General features: G+C 49.2%; 15 protein-coding genes. 1 reads left to right on the top strand and 14 read right to left on the bottom strand.

What is annotated here, in order from left to right; genetic code table 11:
- The 5 genes from WN56_RS16505 to WN56_RS16485 all read right to left on the bottom strand — a co-directional run.
- On the bottom strand, window positions 1-2,861 hold a 2,861-nt coding region (locus tag WN56_RS16505; protein WP_197075776.1), incomplete at its 3' end, for a VCBS domain-containing protein.
- A 254-nt stretch (window positions 2,862-3,115) separates the two neighbouring features.
- The gene (locus WN56_RS16500) at window positions 3,116-4,987 is read right to left on the bottom strand and encodes a PhoX family phosphatase (protein ID WP_369795718.1); all 1,872 of its coding nucleotides are present in this window, start codon (window positions 4,985-4,987) and stop codon (window positions 3,116-3,118) included.
- 187 nt (window positions 4,988-5,174) lie between these two features.
- A complete protein-coding gene (locus WN56_RS16495; RefSeq protein ID WP_046075992.1) occupies window positions 5,175-6,026 on the bottom strand; it encodes an Mbeg1-like protein in 852 nt (283 codons plus the stop codon).
- A gap of 119 nt (window positions 6,027-6,145) precedes the next feature.
- Window positions 6,146-6,646 carry a hypothetical protein gene (locus WN56_RS16490; RefSeq protein WP_046075991.1) on the bottom strand — a complete coding sequence of 167 codons (501 nt, stop codon included), beginning with the start codon at window positions 6,644-6,646 and terminating at the stop codon, window positions 6,146-6,148.
- Window positions 6,647-6,743: 97 nt separating this feature from the next.
- On the bottom strand, window positions 6,744-7,478 hold the full coding sequence (locus WN56_RS16485) for an ABC transporter substrate-binding protein (RefSeq protein ID WP_046075990.1): 735 nt from the start codon (window positions 7,476-7,478) through the stop codon (window positions 6,744-6,746).
- A 236-nt stretch (window positions 7,479-7,714) separates the two neighbouring features.
- On the opposite strand from WN56_RS16485, the gene WN56_RS16690 reads away from it, so the two are divergent.
- Complete coding sequence (locus WN56_RS16690) at window positions 7,715-8,305, top strand: TetR/AcrR family transcriptional regulator (RefSeq protein ID WP_197075775.1); 591 nt, start codon at window positions 7,715-7,717, stop codon at window positions 8,303-8,305.
- A gap of 34 nt (window positions 8,306-8,339) precedes the next feature.
- Here the strand turns inward: WN56_RS16690 and WN56_RS16475 are convergent, their stop codons facing one another.
- The 9 genes from WN56_RS16475 to ectA all read right to left on the bottom strand — a co-directional run bounded on the left by WN56_RS16475 (window position 8,340) and on the right by ectA (window position 19,157).
- Window positions 8,340-9,059 (bottom strand): YebC/PmpR family DNA-binding transcriptional regulator, encoded by a 720-nt coding sequence (locus tag WN56_RS16475; RefSeq protein WP_046075989.1) that lies wholly within the window; start codon window positions 9,057-9,059, stop codon window positions 8,340-8,342.
- Window positions 9,060-9,193: 134 nt separating this feature from the next.
- Window positions 9,194-11,422, bottom strand: a complete 2,229-nt coding sequence (locus WN56_RS16470) for a methyl-accepting chemotaxis protein (protein ID WP_046075988.1) — start codon at window positions 11,420-11,422, stop codon at window positions 9,194-9,196.
- A 145-nt stretch (window positions 11,423-11,567) separates the two neighbouring features.
- On the bottom strand, window positions 11,568-13,097 hold the full coding sequence (locus WN56_RS16465; RefSeq protein WP_046075987.1) for a bifunctional GNAT family N-acetyltransferase/carbon-nitrogen hydrolase family protein: 1,530 nt from the start codon (window positions 13,095-13,097) through the stop codon (window positions 11,568-11,570).
- A 32-nt stretch (window positions 13,098-13,129) separates the two neighbouring features.
- A complete protein-coding gene (locus WN56_RS16685) occupies window positions 13,130-14,392 on the bottom strand; it encodes a diguanylate cyclase (protein ID WP_052708153.1) in 1,263 nt (420 codons plus the stop codon).
- Window positions 14,393-14,550: 158 nt separating this feature from the next.
- Window positions 14,551-15,183, bottom strand: coding sequence for a LysE family translocator (locus WN56_RS16455; RefSeq protein ID WP_046075986.1), 633 nt, complete (start codon window positions 15,181-15,183; stop codon window positions 14,551-14,553).
- Window positions 15,184-15,365: 182 nt separating this feature from the next.
- Window positions 15,366-16,793 carry an aspartate kinase gene (locus tag WN56_RS16450; RefSeq protein ID WP_046075985.1) on the bottom strand — a complete coding sequence of 476 codons (1,428 nt, stop codon included), beginning with the start codon at window positions 16,791-16,793 and terminating at the stop codon, window positions 15,366-15,368.
- Window positions 16,794-16,870: 77 nt separating this feature from the next.
- Window positions 16,871-17,260 (bottom strand): ectoine synthase, encoded by a 390-nt coding sequence (locus WN56_RS16445; protein ID WP_046075984.1) that lies wholly within the window; start codon window positions 17,258-17,260, stop codon window positions 16,871-16,873.
- Between the two features lie 50 nt (window positions 17,261-17,310).
- Window positions 17,311-18,588, bottom strand: coding sequence for a diaminobutyrate--2-oxoglutarate transaminase (gene ectB / locus WN56_RS16440; RefSeq protein WP_046075983.1), 1,278 nt, complete (start codon window positions 18,586-18,588; stop codon window positions 17,311-17,313).
- A gap of 11 nt (window positions 18,589-18,599) precedes the next feature.
- A complete protein-coding gene (ectA, locus tag WN56_RS16435) occupies window positions 18,600-19,157 on the bottom strand; it encodes a diaminobutyrate acetyltransferase (protein WP_046075982.1) in 558 nt (185 codons plus the stop codon).
- Between the last annotated feature and the right edge of the window lie 101 nt (window positions 19,158-19,258).

The raw sequence follows: 19,258 nt of genomic DNA, 5'->3' as shown, positions 1-19,258 counted from the left end.
TCCTGCACGGCAGACTGATCGAGGGTGTAGGTCCAGTTGCCGCTCACCAGCTCTAGCGAGCCATAGGTTCCGGTCTCTGTAGTATTGGCAAAGGTGGGATTATCGTCGCCATCAACGTCACTGATCGCAATGGTGCCGGTGGCAGTGACCGCATCGCCTTCGTTGCCTTCGGTGACTGAGCCAACAAACTCACCACTTACTTCAGGGGCATCGTCGGTCCCCGTAATGGTGATGACAATATCTTGTTGCGTGTTATCGCTTGCGGTGAGCGTGATAGTGTCTGTCACCTCATCACCGGCATCCAAGTTCTGCACCGCAGACTGATCGAGGGTGTAGATCCAGTTGCCGTTAACTAGGTCTAGCGAGCCATAGGTACCGGTCTCTGCAGTATTGGCAAAGGTGGGATTATCGTCGCCATCAACGTCACTGATTGAAAGTGTGCCACTTGCAGTCACAGGCGCATCGCCCACATTGCCCTCGGTCACGGAACCGATAAAGCTACCGGTCACTTCTGGCGTATCCTCACTACCAGTAATGGTGATGACAATAGCTTGCTGGGTGCCATCAGAGGCGGAGAGAGTAATGGTGTCGGTCACTTGATCGCCAGCATCTAAATCCTGCACGCTGTCTTGATCAAGCGTATACGTCCAATCACCGTCTACTAGCTCGATCGAACCATAAGTCCCCGTCTCAGTGGTATTGGCGAAGGTGGGCGTATCGTCGCCATCCACATCACTGATCGCGATGGTTCCCGTGGCAGTTACTGCGGTATCGCCCACGTCACCTTCGGTGACAGAACCTACAAACTCACCACTCACTTCTGGCGCATCGTCGGTCCCCGTAATGGTGATGACAATATCTTGTTGCGTGTTATCGCTTGCGGTGAGGGTGATGGTGTCGGTCACCTCATCACCGGCATCTAAATTCTGCACGGCAGATTGATCGAGGGTGTAGGTCCAAGCACCATCTACTAGCTCCAACGAGCCGTAAGTGCCTGCCTGCGTGACGTCGGCAAACGTCGGATTGTCGTCGCCATCCACATCACTGATCGCAATGGTGCCACTTGCAGTGACCGCGGCATCGCCCACGTCACCTTCGGTGACAGAACCTACAAACTCACCACTCACTTCTGGCGCATCGTCGGTGCCGGTAATGGTGATAACAATATCTTGTTGTGTGTTATCGCTTGCAGTAAGGGTGATGGTGTCGGTCACCTCATCACCGGCATCTAAACCTTGAACAAGACTGCTGTTGTTATCCAGCGTATAAGTCCAAGTACCATTCATCAGTGATAACTCACCGTACTGACCGGACACATTGCCATCGGAAAAGCTCGGCGCATTGTTACCATCTGCATCCGAAATACTGAGAGATCCTGTCGCTTCTAAAATGCTGTCTTCGACAACATCGCCAAGGGTTTGGCCGCTAATCACAGGATCATCATTTGTACCTGTGATAGTTATCGCGATCACTTGGCTGCTGCCGTCTGATGCAGTCACAGTGAAGTTATCCGAAACCGCATCACCCTCGCTAAGAGATTGCACAGCATCGCTATCTGCGGTGTAGGTCCAGTTGCCATTGGTGAAGACGAGCTCACCATACTGGCCGGATTGCGTGCTATCGATCCACGTTGGGCTATCGTCCGGATCGGTGATCGACAAGGTACCGGAAACCGAGTCTCTGGCTATCAAACTTCCATCAGAGCCATCGATTTCCCCCTCCGAGAGCGTGCCTGAGGTATCACCTGTGATGGATGCGGGATCGTCAATACGTTCCACTGCTGAGGTGAAGGTTTGAGAGGTGCTCGCTTCGCCGTCTGAGGCGGTGATTGTAAATGTCAGCGAGGCGATATCTAGTGCATCGTTATTGATTGCATCTACGCCTGCCTGAGTGAGAACAACATTATTACCCTGCAACTCGACATAGTTTTGTCCACCGTCAGTCAACGATAGGGTGAGGACATCGTCTTCTATATCCGTCGCCGTTACAGTGCCGACGGTATCGCCGGCCGCGACCGCATCCTCAGTGACCGATATGGCAGAAAATTGCAGCGTCGGAGCATCGTTGACGGGATTCACGATGACCGTGATATCGGACGGGGTTTCTGCTTGGCCATCGGAAACAATGACTGTGAGATCAAGATCGCCATTGAAATTGGGCGGTGGTGTGATGACGATATTACCAGACTCATCTTCGTCGATTTCGACATCTGGATTGCCACTGGTGATGGAAACAATGGTGAGGATATCGCCGTCTGGATCGTTGATTTGCTGCAGTATTTGATTGGGCGTCAGCACCAGGGGTTGATCTTCGTCGGTACTGAAGGTGAGCGATTCGGCGCTCGGCGCTTCATTGGTATCTGCGGTAGGGAATACGGCGTCAGCACTTGCCAATCTTAGTGCGGTTAGAGCAAAAAGCTGTTCGTCGGTAATGCCACCATCGGGGTTGGTAATGCCCTCAGTTTGGAAACCCGCAATGATCTCGCCAATACGGCCGTTCGCTTCAATGATTGCCATGGCCGTGATCGCAGAACCTGAAGCCGCCGCACCGGCTGCGGTGGCGGCATCTTCAATCGCATTGGGATCTTCACCGCGTTGGATGGCTTCAATGATTTCAAGCACATCCTCAGGTAAATCTTGTACCAGCGTATCGTCTTCATCTTCGCCGACAAGCAAGGCAGATAAGGCGAGGTTGGTATCGACACCATTCTCAAGGCGCACTGAGGCAGGCTCGTTGCCCACCGCGGTGACGAGCTCTCCCGTCGAAACCGTTTGATTTGCCTCTATCTGACGCACTTGGCCATCAGGTTGAACGGCAGCAACCGTTCCTTGTGTCTCGGTGACTTGTGTCTCTGTCGCCATGCTGTCGGCTCTCCTCGGCAACTGCATCACGCCAACGCTTTGATTTATATTCAATTACGTCACTTTATCAACGCGCTGGACACAGTTTGGTGCACGATCGTTACATATTCCCTTTATAAATATAGTTAATAGTTGGCAGTGGCGTATAAAAATTGAGCGACTCAATTGAGAGGTAAGGAGAGAAAAAGCCCTTGCGTTGGCAAGGGCTGGGCTGTTTTAACAAAGTAAGGCTTAGAGCATTGGACGATGAAGGGTTAAGTACCGATTACGCCACCGTCTTCTTTGGTGATCATGATGACCGAAGAGCGAGGAATGGCGTCACCGCCTGCAGGGAAATGGGCGCCTGGGTGTTGTACACCCACAAACATAGTGCGTGAGTCAGGGGTAAAGGTCAGTCCCGTGATCTCACACGATGTTGGCCCGGTAAGGAAGCGACGAATTTCCCCCGTTTGCGTGTCGGCACACAGCATTTGGTTATTGCCCATGCCAGCGAAGTCTCCCTCGTTGGAGTAATCACCGTCGGTTTGAATCCAAAGACGACCGGCACGATCAAAGCCGATACCATCTGGGCTGTTAAACATGTTGTCTTTATTAATGTTATCGGTACCCGCCATCAATCCAGATTGCTTTTCAGGATGGCCGGCCATCACGAAAATGTCCCACTCAAAGGTAGGCTGAGTATGATCGCCTTGGGTCGGTGCCCAGCGAATAATATGGCCATACGGGTTTTTGGTGCGTGGGTTGGCCGCATTTAATGGTTGGCTGTCTTTCACGCCACGGTACTTGTTATTGGTGAGGGTGCAGAAGACATGCTTGTTGTCGGCGTGCACGGCGACCCACTCAGGACGATCCATGGTGGTTGCACCCACTTGCGTCGCGGCTTCGCGGGCAAAAATGAGCACGCTGGCTTGGTCGGGAAAGCCATTTTCTGGGGTCAGGCCATTTTTACCAAAGGTGAGCTCTAACCACTCCCCTTGACCTTTGAGCTCGTCGTCGCTGCCGGTAAATTTGGCGACATATAAGGTACCGTTCTCGAGCAAATCGCGATTAGCGCTACCTTTACTCGGATCGTATTTTCCCTCAGAGACAAATTTATATAGGTGCTCGCCACGTTCATCATCGCCCATATACACGACAACATGCCCATCATCATTGACCGTTAGTGCGGCATTTTCGTGCTTAAAACGACCCAGTGCACTGCGCTTTTTCGGGGTCGAATTGGGGTCCATAGGGTCAATTTCGACCACCCAGCCGAAGCGGTGGGGCTCATTGGGGTGCTTGGCGACATCAAAGCGCTCGTCGTGCTTGTACCAATCGTATCCCCAATCGGTATCGCTGATGCCGTAGCGCTGATAGGTTTTGCCCAAGGTGACGGTTTTTTCGCTAGCAAAATAGCCATTAAAGTTTTCTTCACAGGTCAGATAGGTGCCCCAAGGCGTTTCGCCGTTGGCACAATTGTTAAAAGTGCCGAGGATCATTTTACCCGACGGATCAGCCGCGGTTTTGAGCAGTGAATGGCCGGCGGCGGGACCTGTCATTGCCATTTCTGTATAAGCGGTAATACGACGGTTTAAGCGACCTTGCGGATTGATTGTCCAGCGACCATCGACTTTTTTGAGTTCGACCAAAGAGACGCCATGCGCCGCTTGCGATTTGCGCGCATCATCGGCTGAGATGTTTTCTCCACCGTGCGTAAACAAATACTCATCGTTGATATACTCGTTATTGACCGCGAGCAGGGCGCGATCATTGGCGAGCGGGAAAAATGTCATGCCATCGTTGTTGTCGCCAAACTGCTGAGCTTGCGCATCGGCATTGTTTTGTTGCGAAAAAGCAGGCGCATTAGTAAAGATAGGATCGCCCCAAGACACCAGTACGTCTGCCTTATAGCCAGCAGGTACCTTGACTGTATCAGCGGTTGAGGTTGGGATTGCGTCAAAGCCTATCAGTTCACTTTTGCTCATGCTGCCAGCCACTGCTTTGGCAACAGGGTTAGCGGCAAAAAAAGCGACCGTACTAGCGGCACCCGCGCCTTGTAAAAAGCGGCGACGACTTACGGCGGCATCAATAAAGCGATTGAATTCGGGTTCTGCGTCCAGCGGACGTTGGTCAATATGCTTGCTCACGACAATTATTCCTTTCTGTTCGTTATCGTATTTATGATTTAGGTGATAGCGATGCGCCAAAAAGTGCATCGCAAAGCCGGTCGAAAGTGTGGCGAGGCAATATGAAAACGGGGTGACTGCTGGGTGACAGTCTCGGGACAGTGAAGGAAGCTGGTATCAAGATCACGTATTGGTTGGTACAGGCCAATTAGTGTTGGTCAAAGTAATCTTTGCGTCGGATGTATTTATCCATGTAATGATACGCGATGGGGCGTGCGAGCCAGCTAAATAAAACCCTGAGCACGCGAATCAGTGACGACGTGTCGGTATAGATTTTGTTCTCATGTAGCCATAGAAGCCGACCGACATGCCAATACAGAAAAGGAATCCCGGGTAAGAAGGTAATGATGTCGACATCACAACAGATACGATAAGTTTTGGTATGAAAGGGATAATGCCGCTTAAAACGCCACATACCAGCGGCAGGCTGACCAAAGGTGACGATGCGTTTAATGGCACTGCCCATTTGTGGTTGAAGCATCGCCGCGGCAATAACCGCCATCGCGCCGCCTGACGAATGACCAATAAAAGAGACTTTTTTGTTGGCCTGAACCAAAGGCGACAGGGCGGAGCAGAGTTTATCGAGCACCGTATCGCCGTCTAAGGAAGCCATATCCGCCGCTTGTGCGACATCAGCAAACTGGCTCGTGGTCATAGCTTGGTAACGACGCTTGTGCTGTTGCCAGGGTAAACTTTTTTGTGTCAGTAAGTAGTGAAATCCCCAGTGTACGTAACAATAAGTGTTTGCCATGCGAATACGCTTAGGACCACAGGCACAATTTACTAGCCAGTCCCACAAGGTTTGCGAGCCGCGAAATACCACCACCACATCGTCATCATCTCGCCAGAGTACACGAATAATACAACGCCCCCAGCGGTCGTAAATATCACGTCGTCCATTCGGACTGAAGCCGTATTGCGTGTGATTAAAAAAGGTAGGATAAGAGGCGCGGCATAAAATGGCATACCGCTCGTATTGATACCGCTTTAATCGCTTCATGGTGAACCTTGTGTCATCGTCATGGGCCTAGGCTAGCGAATAAACGTGACGAAATAGCGAAAGCAGTGTGGGATGATCAATCAATAGACAAACTGGGATCTCGGCGCGTGCCTGGATGATTAATAATTGGTGAGAAAAGGCTCGAGGTGTGTATCGTAAGTCAGGGCTTGGATAGGGCCTCGGTGTGTGATCAAAAATTCAGCATTGGTACAGTTCCCGACACCGATAATGACTTGTACCAGCAAACGTAAATCCTTTAACCAACGTTGAGACTGCTCTTGGCTCCAATCGTCACGATACAGACTCATATGATATTCCACCCACCAGTAGGCGCCACGAATAAAGGCTTTCATCACTGATTCGGCAGCCAATATTTGCTCGGCGGTACCAGAGAAATCAAAATCAGGCGAAATGGGCTTGCCTTGTGTAAAAGCCACATAGTTACGGCAATGACGGAATAATGCGAGCTGAAGCCCTGCAGCGGAGTCGTAATGGGTAAGCGCCAAAGTGGTCACGGGGAGGTGTTTAATTGACCGACGGAATAACGCGGCAGTGCGCTTTCCGGGCATAAGGTGCTCAATGGCATAAAACAAATCTAAACTGATAAGCTGATTACGCAAAGCAACTCTTCTCTCTCTGATTCAACCGCATCATCCTGCCTGAAATGGCGTGTCGAGTATACAGCACTGTGGACTGAAATGAAGAAATAAACCTCAATCACTCAAGCCCATAACGTGCTTTTAGTTCAGTAATCTTGGCTTGGTTATCAGCTAAAAATTGGTTAAATTCTTTAATCAGTTTTGGATAGTGAATTGTTGAAAGGTGACGAGTTCCTTTCACATGTGGGAGGGTATCATCAAACTTTACCGAGCCTTTTTTGAGGCCCATTTGGTCAAGATAAAACTGTGCGACGTCAATATTGGCGTAGCCGCCATCAACGCGACCACTGATTACCTTCATTAACAGCGAATCATATTGATAGCTTTCATCAACACGTATTTTTCCGGCGCTGATATGTGATTGATAAGGGTGGGGAGTGAATCCGGCTACCACACCGAGAAAACGGAATTCATCCAAAGGCCGGCCATAGTGTTGGTCAATAACCATGACGCCATCCGTGTAGCTCACCACAGGATCACTGTATGTCACACTGACCTTTTTTTTAATGTCTGGGCTCCAATCTGGACTGTCTGGATATTTCAGATCGACAGCGCCCTCGACAAAGCGGTGGTAAAGGCGTCTTAGGGGGAGCGCTTTGTAGACGAAACGGTAGTGGTATTCATTGGCAAACATATCCAACAGCTCTCGGTTAAAGCCAGAATAGTTACGGTTAGAGTAGGCTGAATACGGGTAATACTGTGAAAAACTCTGTACGCCAACCACATACGTGGTCTTAGCGCTCACCGGCCATGCAACCGCTAGTGTTAACAGCAACGCCCACACTCTTTTCATCACTTACTTAACCTCTTATCAGTTCTGCCTCTATTCATTGTAGCCATTGCGTTTGAACCTGTCTTTGAGCCTTGTTCTGTTATTTTACAACACCCACTTTCATCCTCTTTTTTCTTCCGACGCTTCCGTGTTGAGAAATCATTCGGTTATCGGTCACATTTTGCCCGAAAAAATTTGAATGAACATTCGGTATGTTTTATTTTTTCATCTGGACTTTCACTTTTGATCAAAAAACGATGAACAAAAACGAAATTGCGTCGCGTGCTATGCGCCAACACATTCTTTCGACAACGCTAGAAATCGTTGGAAATGAGGGGCTTGCTGCATTAACGGCGACAAAATTAGGGAAGAAAGCCGGAATCAGCAAAGGGGCGCTGTATCATCATTTTGACAACCTTGATGCCGTCAAATATGCAGCGGTTGATGAATTAATCTCTATGTTTCTTGCCGTGGCCGAGCCTGCAAATTTTGATGATTTTGAGAGTTACCTCGAAGTGACAGGGGATACCTTGTACCTCACCATGCAATGTGAGCCTTATGCGATGAAAGCGATGTATAGCTTTACAACCCAAGCCTTATTTGATGAACAGTTTAGGGTGGCTATTCAGCGCTTTTCTCAACATGGTTTAACGGAATACACGCGTGCGATTGAGTATTTTTATCAGGGGAAGATTCCGCAGCATCAGATTGATACGGCAATTCGTGTCGTGGATGCCTTTTTCCTTGGTGCTGGTTTGCAAAGTTATGTACTGCAGGGGGATGATAGATTTCGTCAAAACTGGGCGTTATTTTCGCAAATGCTACTCACGCAACTGGGTGAGCGATAAGGCGCCATGATGACATGGCGCTTAGTTATTGTGCTTAGATTAGCTCTGCGTTGTGGTAGACATTTTGGACGTCGTCGCAGTCGTTAAGCATATCGAGGAACTTTTCAAAACGTTCAACATCCTCGCCGCTGACCTGAGTGTCGATTTGAGGCACAAAGGTGATCTCTTCAAGATCAATCGGCGTGTCGCCAAGATAGTCACTTAGCGCATTTTTCACTTTGAAAAACTCTGTGTGAGGGGCAAAAATTGTAATGATACCCTCGTCTGCTTCGATGTCTGACACATCCACATCAGCCATGACCAAGGCTTCAAGCGTGCCTTCCTCATCATCTCCTTTAAACTGGAAAACAGCTTGGTGCTCAAACATATGAGACACCGCACCGGGCGTGCCAATTTTCGCATCGTTTTTCACAAAGCACTGGCGTACGTCCATATAAGTACGGCTGTTATTATCCGTTAAGCAATCAACAATCACCGCGCAGCTGCCAGGCCCAAAGCCTTCATAACGCGCCACTTCATAGTTTTCGCCACCTGTGCCATTGGCTTTATCAAGCGCTTTGTCGATCACATGACCTGGAACCTGATCTTTTTTCGCTTTCTCAATCAAACGACGCAGTGATAGATTGCTCTCAGGATCCGAGCCGCCATTTTTAGCACATACGTAAATCTCTTTACCGTACTTTGAATAAACCTTAATTTTCGCGCCCTGGGTTTTCGCCATTGACGCTTTACGAACTTCAAAACTTCGTCCCATTCGGAATCTCTCTTAATAACGCTTACGCAGAAACGGGTTGATTCTACCAAGAGAGTGATCCTTTACACCAGTAAATGCACTGACCTTGAACAAAGTCAGTGCGATTAGTACTCAGAGCACGTTATGCCGCTCAATTAAGCTTGTTTGCACTGAAATTTTTGCGTGTGACCTTTTAGTGTATGAGACAGCTTGCTGAGGTTGTGTGTGGCTTGAGTGATTTGGTCCATGGCTTGACGGTTTTCACCGGTCATGGTGTTAATTTCTTCTAAGTTCTGATTGATTTCAGTTGCCACGAGAGACTGCTCTTCTGAGGCACTGGCCATTTGCATCGCCATGTCTGCAATTTCGTCCACCGCGTTCACCGCTTGTTTGAGCGATGATAAGCTTGCTTCTGCACGTTCCGACACATAGTTGGCGGTCGTCGCACTCTCTGAGATAGCCTGCGTCGTGGTGTTGGAATTGTGCTGAAGGTTTTCAATTAGCTGTGTGATTTCGCTTGTGGCTTGTTGCGTGCTTTGCGACAGCGTTCGCACCTCGTCGGCGACGACGGCAAAGCCGCGACCTTGCTCACCCGCGCGTGCCGCTTCGATGGCAGCGTTCAATGCTAACAGGTTGGTTTGATCAGCAATTTGGCCAATAGTTTGCAATATGCTGGAGATATCCTCAGCGCTTTGCCCGAGCGCATCCGTTTTTTCTTTGGCGTGATTGAGACGCGTGACAAGATCTTGCATCGCATCGACAGACTCGGTCACTTGTTGGTCTCCGCTATGGATAAGTGAACGCGCCTTTTCGGTGGCATCGGCTGTCGAGGCGGAGCTGGATGAAATTTGATTGGCAGTGGCCGTCATTTCTTCCATTGCCGCCGCCACTTGTTCTGTTCGTGCGTTTTGGGCTTCAAAGTTAGTGAGTGTTTGCACGCTCGAGGAGGATAATTGCTCTGCCGCTGCTGCTTGTTGGTTAGTGGCGCCGATAATATCGCACACCATGGTGGTGAGGTTTGTTGCCATCGCACGCATGGAGCGATAGATCCCCGTTGCGTTGGGGCTAGCGTCAAAGCTTACTCTTAGATCGCCGTCGGCAATCGTTTGTACTATCTTGGCCATCTCAGCCGGTTCGCCACCTATCGGGCGGGTAATCGAACGTGTTAACAGAATGGCAGTGACTGCGATCATGGCCACCGCAATCACCAACACGGTGACGATGAGTCCTTGTAGTTCGTTGAGTGCTGCAAACGCCTCTTTGACGTCCATTTCCGCAATGATTGCCCAGCTGAGTCCACTGACGGTTAGCGGTGCGTAGGCAGAGAGCACGGGGTTACCGTTGTAATCGTTAATGACATCAATGCCTGTTTCGCCTTGCATCGCACGCTCAACGGCAAGCGTTTCAACGCGACCTTGTGCGGGGTGCATAAATGAGGCGAAGACCGATCGATGCTCGGCATCTAAGAAGGAGTCTGATCGCATCAAGTTATCAGGGCCAACGAGATAGGTTTCGCCTGTGTTTCCCAGTCCATCTCGCTCTGCCATAATGGCACTGAGCTTATCTATCGGGAATTGATAGGCGAGCACGCCAATCACGCTACCGTTGTGATAAATCGGCGATGCCATAAACCCTGCCGGCGCGTTGTTCGAGGCTGTGTAGGGCGAAAAGTCAATAATCACGGTATCGCCATCCGCTAAGGTTTTCGCTTGACGGAAAGCGTCGGCCAGGCCAGAGGTATTAAACAGACCTGTTGTTAGCGACGTGCCGAAATCAAGTTCTTTGGAGGCGGAGTAGAGGATGTGTCCTTGGCTTGCTTCGATCATAAAGATGTCGTAATAGCCAAACTTTTCCTGAACATCACGTAGATAGGGATGGATGGCTTGGTGAGCTTGATCGTACTGAGGCAATTGGCCACTGGTTTGGTATGTGCCTTTTTCTCCCATGGGATAAGGGTTGTCGACTAAGTAGGCTTGTTGTAGCGCCACTACTTGTGGCGTTAGGTTGTTCACCAAATCTCTCGCCTTGGGGAGTGATTCTGTGCTGATCTCATCAAGTGGGTCAATGAGGTGACGCTGATAATAGCTGGTCAGTTGTGAACGTGTTTGGGCGGTACGAGAAGGAAGTGTGCCCATAGCATCAATCATGCTGGCCATGGCGTTGGACACGGAAGGGGTTTCCGCGGTGGTAATTATCTGCCCTTCAGCGGTTTGGAAATAGCGTGTGACCGCTGATTTTTTTACCTCTCTCAACGCTTCAAGCTGACTAAACGTTTGATGCTCGAGTGACGACGAGGCGGTATGAAGAGAAAGCAAGCTAATGATTAACGCGGGGAGGCAACCCACACCCAGTAAGCTGACTAGCATTTTATATTTGAGCTTCATGATCTCACCTCAACGCCACATTGGCTAAAAAACAAGCAGTCTGTTGAGTAAGGATAGAAGCTTTTGGCAAGAGTGCATGGAAATCTAGTCTTTTTGTCTCCTGCTTACGAATAAAAGCCCCGCATTCGGCAGGGCTGTATTAAGGCTACTCTTGGCTTAAATGGCTGGCATAGAGCTTGGGCCTGCGGTGTTTCAAATTCGTTACCGAACCTCGTTCATGCAGCATTTTGAGCTTGTCTAAATCGACGTCTGCAAAAATCATCATCTCGGTATTGGCATTGGCTTCCGCGAGTGTCGCATCGTGCGGAAAATAGACATCCGAGGGTGAAAATACCGCAGACTCAGCGTACTGGATGTCCACATTATCTACCCGAGGAAGGTTGCCCACGCTGCCGCCGATCGCGACATAACACTCGTTTTCAATCGCTCGTGCTTGGGCACAAAGGCGCACGCGTAAATAACCGTTCTTGGTATCGGTCCAAAAGGGCACGAATAGGATCTGTACACCTTGCTCAGCAAGAATACGCCCCAATTCAGGAAACTCGGCGTCATAGCAGGTGAGAATACCAACCCGGCCCGCATCGGTTTCAATGACTTTGACCGTATCCCCGCCATCTATCACCCAGTCACGTTGTTCGTGCGGCGTAATATGGATTTTGTATTGCTCATCAATGCTACCGTCGCGGTGCATTAAGTAGGAGACGTTATACAGTTTGCCATTTTCCAACACGGGCATACTGCCAGCGATAATATTGATGTTGTAGGTGACGGCCAATTGCGAAAAACGTTGCTTAATCGCCTGGGTAAATTCACTGAGAAAGCGAATTGCCTCGACGGAGCGCTTATCAGGTGCAAGCCCCATCAATGGTGCACAGAAAAACTCGGGAAAGAGCGCGAAATCTGACTGGTAGTTGGCTAAGGATGAGACAAAGAATTCGGCCTGATTCAAAAGATCATCCACTGAGAGCACATGACGCATCTGCCATTGCACGACCCCGAGGCGGACGATGGTTTTTTCAATATCATGCACGGAGGATGCATCTTCTTCATAGAAGAAGTTATCCCACTCCAACAGTGTGGCATAGCCCGCCGACTTATCGTCTTCGGGTAAATAGCGATTCATCAAACGCTTAACATCAAAGTCATTAGATAGCTGGAAAGAAAGGATCGGGTCGTGAATCTCTTTTCTTCTGACTTTATTAATATAATCCGTCACCGAAACATCATTGTGTTTGTGATAACCAGGTATACGGCCGCCGGCGAGGATCGCTTTTAGGTTCAGCGCCTGACACAGATCTTTTCTCGCTTCGTAAAGTCGACGGCCAAGGCGATGGCCACGATAATCAGGGTGTACAAACACGTCGAGGCCATACAGTGCATCCCCTTTTGAGTCGTGGAATACCACACCGTCATCCGTGATAATGTCGGCATAGGTATGCGGAAGTGAAAAGCGGTTGTAGGATACTTTTAGCGTTAACGCGGCGGCGACGATTTTTCCATTATCTTCAATGCATATCTGGCCATCCGGGAAAGCGGTGACCAGTTGCATGATCGTGCTCTTAGGCCAAGCACCGCCGACATCCGGGAAGACGAGATCCATCAACTCTGCTAAGGGTTGATAGTCGCTGACTTCAATGACACGCAGATTCAGTAGCGTGGCGGTGTTCTCATCCATTACACGTTCTCCTATTACGGGCTGAACGCCTATTATGACAAAGATTGACGCTCGAGATAACGTTTAGGCAGAGAAGGATTATCAGTTTCTTGGCTGATGGGCGATTGGTTGGATGTTGGTGACACACTGGAGGGCGCATCACGATGTTCAGTTAACGCAAATTCTACACGGTTTCGCCCGCGGGCCTTGGCTTCATATAAAGCCGTATCTGCGCACTCAAATAACTGGTTCATCGCAACATATTGCATTTGGCGCTTGATGCCGACGCCGATACTCACCGTAAACTGGATGTGATGGCCATGTTCGGTCGTCACCTGGCATGCCTCGATTTGTCGTTTCAGCTGTAGCGCTATTTCTTGTACGCGACGCACAGACTGGCCACTGAGTAGCAAAATAAATTCTTCACCTCCCGTTCTGGCGCAAAACGCCCCTTCTTGTTGGGTGATCCGTTCTAAGTGTTGGCTGAAAGCGACCAATACCTGATCGCCAGCAAGGTGACCATATACATCATTAATACTTTTGAAGTTATCCAAATCAGCAAGGATAAGGGCATTCGGCTGGTTAGAAAGGAGACACTGTGCGGATTGCGTCATAAAGGCGCGTCGATTCGGAAGCTGTGTCAGAGTGTCACGGAGCGCAAGTTGACAAAGTGTGTACTCCAGTCGTTCAAAACAAAGGTAAATGAAGGTCATAAACTTGACGAACTCGGCCATTAAGATCAAGTAATACACGGCGATATAACGTTGAGATAGGCCGGTGTTTTCCATCGGTGTGTCAAAGGCGAAGTAGGCACGAAGTCCATAAAGTATCAGTAAGAGGAAGAGCACGGACGCATAGAGAGTAAAACCTATCCGCTTCCTCTCTGGACTCTCAACAATGAGTTTTAAAACCGCAAGGTGCATTGCCACGTAAAACGCACAGTACCAAGTAATACGGAGCGCAAGCGGAATATGATTGGCAAGAATCAGTGTATAAACCCCTACACCCAAGAGTGCTGCCAGCGAAGCCGTCCGCCACGACGAGGACGTGCCCACGAAGGATTGCGTGCCTAACCACACCAGAATATGAGAGCAGATCGCGGCTGTGGTGCCAATCCAGACGAGCCCCGACGTTTCGGTGACATTGCCAATGTTATACACCGACGTGCCCGTTGAGATCAGCAGACAAGCCAGTCCCCAAAGCTTGATATCTTTGTGCTGATTAAACTGCCACCCAATCAACAAAACGCCAATGGTGAGTAGCCAGAACACACTGATGTAAGCCAGAGTCAGTGTGGGAAGGTGAAGATTAAACACGTGACCGAATCCATCCGATAAAGGCAAGGGCGTTAGACGCCACCAACGAATCAAAGTCAGTTATACGACTGACAGCGGTATAATATATCAGACAACTGTCTGACTTTTTATCGCTCAACGTCTGGTTCGTCGGTTTTTTACCCAGCTAAGTGGATGGATTACAACGACTGTTGGGTAAAAAGCCAGACTGCGAGTGCCGCAAAAACCAATGCCATGATTTTATGCTGATACATTTGGACACGGGTATTGGTGAGCATTGCACTGCCAAGCTTGCCGACTATTGCCACTAAAAGCAGATTAAACGCGAGCCCTAATAGGTTGAGGAGAAGACCAAGCGTTAGTAATTGCGTGCTGGACGAGGCTTGAATTTGATGCGAGATAAACTGCGGTAAAAACAACACAAAAAACAGTAACGCCTTTGGGTTCAATAAGTTGGTCATAACCGCGCGTTTATAGAGGTATTTGCCCATGCCTTGATGATGAGCGAGCTCGGCGCTGTCTGTTGGACGGGCGCGCCACGTATCGACACTCATTTTGAGTAAATACGCTGCCCCCACGTATTGCAGAATGGTTAAGGCCGTTGGCGACATCGCAATCATGGCCGATACGCCGGTTGCGGCTAACACGGTAAGGATCAATCCTGACGTTGCATTACCCAAACTTGCGGCCATACCAACCCGTCTGCCATAGCTGAGACTTGCGCTCACGATTAGCAACATATCCGGTCCGGGCACCAGCAAAAGTGCGACAACCGCGGTTAAATAAACGGGGAGCATATTGGGGTCGATCATAAAGGCACTACAGCTATCAAGATAAAGTGCGGAATTTTACCTTTTAGTTAGACTTTATCAACATTGATAAGTGATTAAGTTGGTTTTTAATCGCAAGGAGGGGGTTTAGGCTAGCTTATAAAACTAAAAAACCCCCTTAGGTAAGGGGGTATGGTTTTTCGCTTGTCATATGCACCAGGGTCTTAAGCGGCCCGAATGGTTGGCTTAGGCGTAGGCTCTTCGATAAAACAAGCGTGTAGGGCGCAGATCGACGCGTGGTAGAACTTATCAAGTACTACGTATTGCACGTCCACATCGCGCATCGATGAGTGAGCTGCTTTAGGGTTTATTTCTGCGTCAAGCAACGCCAGCATACCCTTGCTCATGGTTTGGTTTGAGTCGATACGACTACCAATGACAGAAATCAGTGCGACCATTTCACCCGTAATCTTCGCTTTCGGGTAGAGCTTCTCAACACGATTAATCACCTTATCTTGACTGGCTGTCTTGCCGTCTAAGTAGTAGGTAATTGAGTTGGCATTCATCTCTTTACTGATGAGCTGCACGTTCTCTTCGCGAATGATTTCCATCACGTCATAGCTGACCTGATCAACATGCCCAACCATTGATTGGTCAAAGATGTGGAGAGCTAGCACCTTATCTCGACCGGCGATGATCTCGATCTCTTTGTCTTTTGGACGATATTTGTGAGAGATCACCGTACCCGCGTGCTCAGGCTCGAAGGTGTTTTTCACGACCAATTCGATACCCACTGCGCGCATACCAGAGGCTGCATTCGGGTGGATGGCTTCCATCCCTAAGTTGGCAAGCTGGTCAGCCACATCGTAGTTACTGAGGCCCATTGGCTGTACACGCTCTGGACCTACAATGCGAGGGTCGGCACTGCTTAGGTGATATTCTTTGTGGATCACCGCGCTACTTGCTTTGGTTAACACGGCAATCCGGCTGAATGTCATTTCACTGTAACCGCGGTCATAGGTCTTCATCAGACCTTCATCACAATAGACGTAGCCGGTAACGATGGGCAGCTCAGTACTGAAGTCAATGTCTTCCATAGCATTGGCGATCACCGTGTTGAGGTCGCCTTTGCCTTCATCGGGGTTATCCCAACCAGAGAGGTCAACAAATCGTGAGTTAATTCCCACACTTTCGAGCAGTAGCGTTGAGTTGTGCGCACTGTGCGCCTCGCCGATAGAGGAGAGGAACTCACGAATTTGTGGTAGATAGCTTTCCAGAGAAAACTGCCCATAGTTACAGGTTTCGAGTATACCTTCGATACAGCTATGTGCTTTTTCCATGCGTTGGCGGATAAAGTTATCAGCACGCTCACGGTATACAGGATCGGGGAACATATTGCTGTTAATGAGCAGCATACGTTGCTCTAACTCGTCCATCGCATCACGCCATTTAGGGTTATTTGCCGCGAGAAGGCGATAAATGCCGGGCTTACCCGAACGCTTACACTCCAGCAATGCATCCGTGATGCCAGCGTAAGCAGAAACGACAAAAATGCGGTTGTACGGGTTTGACGGGTACAAAAAGATATTATCCATGACAGCGTCGTAGGCTGACATCGACGTACCGCCGATCTTTTCAACGGTATGATTCATGTGAGCTCCTTGTGGGCTTTTATGAATTAGGGAGTCGATTGGGTTTACAGGGGCAGCATCCGGCTGCCCCATGACGGTTAATCGACTAATGGATAAACACCGTTCTCATCGTGCGTTTCCTGCCCAGTAATAGGTGGGTTGAACACACAGGCCATGACCATATCAACACCTTTGTTAGCACGAAGCTGGTGTTCGTCATGTTTGTCTAGGATATACAGTGTGCCAGGTTTAATAGGATAAACCTTGCCGTCATCCGTGGTTTCAATTTCACCTTCACCCGACATGCAATACACAGACTCTAAGTGGTTCTGGTAGTGAATGTGCGTGTCAGTGTTGGCATAGATGGTGGTAATATGGAAAGAAAATCCCATATTATCATCGCGTAGCAGCATGCGTACGCTTTCCCAGTTTTCAGCCACCACACGGCGTTCAGTTTTCTGGCATTCTTCTAATGTACGAACAATCATGTTTATTCCTTCAACGTCTCTTCGTTAAGCGGGGATCGCCGTCTTCGCGATTACGATGCTTTCTTGAGCTTCTGTTTTTTATACTGCTCAACGGACTTAACGAAGATCTGCAGGCCTTTTTCCATCTCTGCTTCACTGACTGTCAGTGGCGAGAAGAATTTGATGACTTCATCATCTGGACCCGCGGTCTCGATAATCATGCCATTGTCAAAACACAGGCTGGAGATCTCATCTGAAATATCACCATTTTGGCACGCAATGCCTTGCATCAAGCCGCGGCCTTTGATGGTCTCAAAAAGATCACCGTGCTTGTTAAGCATCTCTTGCAACACTTTGCTCAATTGATCGGCACGTTCTTGAATATGCGTTTGGAATTGATCATCACGCCAGTATGTGTCAATCGCTTCCGCGGCAGTCACAAACGCGTGGTTGTTACCACGGAATGTACCGTTGTGCTCACCCGGTGCCCATTGATCCAGCTCAGGTTTTAGTAGGACCACAGCCATTGGCAGGCCATAACCACCAATTGATTTGGACAGCGTCACAATATCGGGCTTAATGCCTGACGGCTCAAAGCTGAAGAACGTACCCGTACGGCCACAACCAGCCTGGATGTCATCTACGATCATCAAGATATCGTGTGCCTTACAAATGTCTTGCAGGCGCTGCAACCACTCATTAGAGGCTGCGTTTAGGCCACCTTCGCCTTGGACGACTTCAAGAAGCACGGCAGCAGGTTTATCACCGCCTGTTAGACCACTTGATGCGTCATTCAGCATGGTTTCGAACAAAGTTAAACCATCAACGTCTGCATAGCCATCATACGGAAGACGTGTCACGGCGTTGTTGACAGGGATGCCGCCACCACCGCGGTGATGATGATTACCCGTCACTGCCAATGCACCATATGTACAGCCGTGGAAGCCGTTGGTGAAAGACACAATATTTGCGCGGCCTGTTACTTTACGAGCAAGCTTCATTGCCGCTTCAACTGCGTTGGTGCCTGTTGGGCCAGTGAATTGGAACTTATAGTCCAACTCACGCGGTGCCAAGATGTGCTCTTTAAATACTTCGAGAAAGCGTGCTTTTGCACCTGTGTACATATCCAGGCCGTGTGTAATGCCATCTTTCTCGATGTACTCGATCAGTGCTTTTTTCAACGTTGGGTTGTTATGCCCGTAGTTGAGCGAGCCGGCGCCAGCAAGAAAATCGAGGTAGCGCTTGCCGTCTACGCCCGTGATCCAGCAACCCTTAGCGCTTTCAAACACAACGGGGAAGTTGTTGGCGTAACATTGAACATTTGACTCCTGCGATTTAAAGATATCCATAACTCATCCTGTTATTTTTTGAGTGGAATTCGGAAAAGGTATTCGGTGTCATGTTCACCGTTGAAATGCTCCTGTTCGTCGAGGAACACGGAGCGCTGACCACCTGTACCGTAGAGGCGGTCTACCTTTTTAAACAGCGCCCAAGATCCGGCGTTGTCTTCTGTGATTGTGGTTTCAATGAAGCGAATATTGCTTGAGACTTTACGTGCCATCAGCGCTTCGATCATCGAGAGGGCAAGCCCTTCACCACGTGCTTTGGGTGACACTGCAACCTGCCAGACAAAAAAGGTGTCTGGCTGCTCAGGGCGAATGTAGCCCGAGATAAAGCCTTGTACATCACCCTCTCGCTCTGCAACGACACAGGTCTCTTTAAAGTGTGTCGCCTGTAGGAAGTTGCAATAAGCGGAGTTCACATCCAACGGTGGGCACTGCGTGATTAATCGATAGATGTTGCCGCCATCCTTGATGGCTGGCTTACGAAACACAAACTTCGTGTTGGTCTGGGTCTGTTTACGGTCACGTACCTTGGATTCAAGTACTGCCGTGTCTGTCGTTTTTGATCGCCACATAATTGTTTTGTGCTCTAACGAATTCGTTCTATATAATAGGCGATGAATTTGGTTTATCAACCCCAGATTTTACTGTTGGACTTGTCATCTATAATTAAGTT

The organism is Salinivibrio sp. KP-1, assembly GCF_000968645.1.
Classification (GTDB): domain Bacteria; phylum Pseudomonadota; class Gammaproteobacteria; order Enterobacterales; family Vibrionaceae; genus Salinivibrio; species Salinivibrio siamensis.
Note: the sequence above shows the minus strand (reverse complement) of the source record. Positions and strands in the feature narration are given on the sequence as shown.